2 protein-coding genes are annotated in these 2,068 nt (G+C 66.5%); both read right to left on the reverse strand.

Annotated elements, in window-relative coordinates:
* Positions 1 to 37: 37 nt before the first annotated feature.
* On the reverse strand, positions 38 to 616 hold the full coding sequence (locus tag AC31A1_RS50640) for a Uma2 family endonuclease (RefSeq protein ID WP_489659788.1): 579 nt from the start codon (positions 614 to 616) through the stop codon (positions 38 to 40).
* Between the two features lie 35 nt (positions 617 to 651).
* Complete coding sequence (locus AC31A1_RS50645) at positions 652 to 1,704, reverse strand: hypothetical protein (protein WP_489659789.1); 1,053 nt, start codon at positions 1,702 to 1,704, stop codon at positions 652 to 654.
* Positions 1,705 to 2,068 lie beyond the last annotated feature (364 nt).

Genomic DNA, 2,068 nt, shown 5'->3' on the forward strand with positions numbered 1-2,068 from the left:
GGTCACGGCGGTGGGGAAGGGGGTGTGGGGGTTGTGATCAGTCGACGAACTCCTTGAGGGGGTCGGTGTCGATAGTGATGTTCACCGGGTCGGGGATCTCGACGGGAGTGCCGATCGGCGCGTTCACCTGTTGCCGGTAACGGCCGTCCTCGGGATGAGTGAACACGGTGACCGTGCAGTCGTCCCGGTCGATGAGGACGTAGACCGGGATTCCGGCCGCCGCGTAGCCATCAGGCTTGTCGAGCCGGTCGCGTTGAGCGGCATCGGCGTCCCATGAAGTCACCTCTACGGCCATCAGGGCTGTCCCTGTGTCCGACCATTCGCCGTGTCCCTTGAGGCCGCCCCGGGGAACGAGGGCGCCATCCGCACGAGCACGACCCTTCCGACAGCACTCCGTCTTGAGCCCGCGCTCCGCGTGCAGCCACAGGTCGGGAAGGTGCTGCATGCACACCCTCTGCAGCCAGGCGACGATCTCACTGTGGTTGCCGTCCGGCATGGGTTTGACGACGAGCTTTCCGTTGATGAACTCCAGTCGGACGGTCTCGGGTGCCCGGCGATCCAGTTCCTCGAAATCTTCGATGGCCATCTGCGGCTGCTGCTCGGTCCTGGGGGTCATGACGCCGCCCTCTCCTCCGCGCCGCTTCTCGACCGTCACGGCTTCCACCGCCTCGGCGGGAGGCCGTTCGCGATGCGGTCGCGGTTGTCGCGGTAGTGGTAGTGGACGCGGTCCTCGATCGGCACGGGGCGGAACGTGTCGGGCACGGGCCCGCCCGTACGGCGTTCCAGCTTCTGCTTCAGGAAGCGGGCCGTCGTGGTTCCCAGGTAGGCGATCTCCTCGAACCCCTTCTTGATCTCCTCCTCGCTCATCTCCGGCTCCGCGCGGCATTCCTCGCACACGCCGTTGATGATCTTCGCTGTCCGCTCGTCGGCGTCGCAGGTGGCGCAGGCCATGAGCACGCGGGTCACACGGGCGCGGAGGGGGCGGGTCTCGGTGGCGTCGTTCTTCTGCGGGGGCATCTTCGTCTCCAGTCGGTTGCGGGCCAGTCCGCCCGGGTTCGTGATGGCGGGTGGCAGTCCGTCGGTCAGGGCGCGGGCCATGTCGGCTGGGGTGGCGCCTCGTGTCAGCCACTCGGCGGCGAGGGGTTCGAGGGCGCGGCACTCAGCTTCGGAGAGGGACATGCGGGAGTCTGTGGCGCGGAGTTGGGCGAGTGCGCGGTACGCGGCGCTGGGCTCGGGGGTCGGCTCCGTCACCGGCGTCCCGTCGCTCTCGCTCTCGCTCTCGCTCTTGCTCTCCGGCGCAGGGGCCGGGTCTTCCGTCCTCGCCAGGCCCGGCTGGTAGTCATGCGTGACGTCCCTGCCGTGGCGCTCACGCGCGAACTCGGCCCACCACTGCGCCGACCTGGGCGTACGCGACCAGTACGTCCGCGTCACCCACCGCATCGAGTTGTCCTCGACGGTGATGTGTTCCTTGATCCAGCGCAGATGGCCGGCCTCGGTGAGGCTCTTGAGAGACGTACGGCAGGCCTGCTGGCCGTAACGGGGATGCTCGGCCGCGATCACCTTGTGGCCCATGGCGTGGCCGTTGTCGAGGTGGTCGATGAAGACGGCGATCTCGGCGTCTCGGGGGAGCAGATGTGCGAAGTCGGCGTCCGCGTGCGGTTCTTCGTCACCCGTGGCGCGTTTTCCATAGCCCGTTTTGGCCATGGGGTGCGACGGGGACGGCAGGGCAGGGCTAGGCTGGGCGTAAGCCACGATCGACTCTCTTCGATTCGTAGGTCTAGGCCCCGGAGCCGGTGTTGGTAGCACCGACCGGGGCCGATCTATTTGCTTGTTTGCCGCGAACCTAGAGTGGCTTTACCTTGCGGCGCAAGCCGATCATGGAATGTCACCCGTTCGGCTTAAACCCGCCTCAACTCACGTACGGGCTTGGTTGGTTGGGTTGTTTTTCACCCAGCCCAGAACCCAAGAAAAGAGCTCGAAGCCCGGGGCTCAAGGACTTTGTTGGCGGATTCGGCGACCGCCTTTGCTGATCTTGTTTGGTCGGGCAGTCTGGTGGGGTTCGGTTTCG

The sequence above is a fragment of the Streptomyces sp. P5F9 genome, assembly GCF_057961495.1.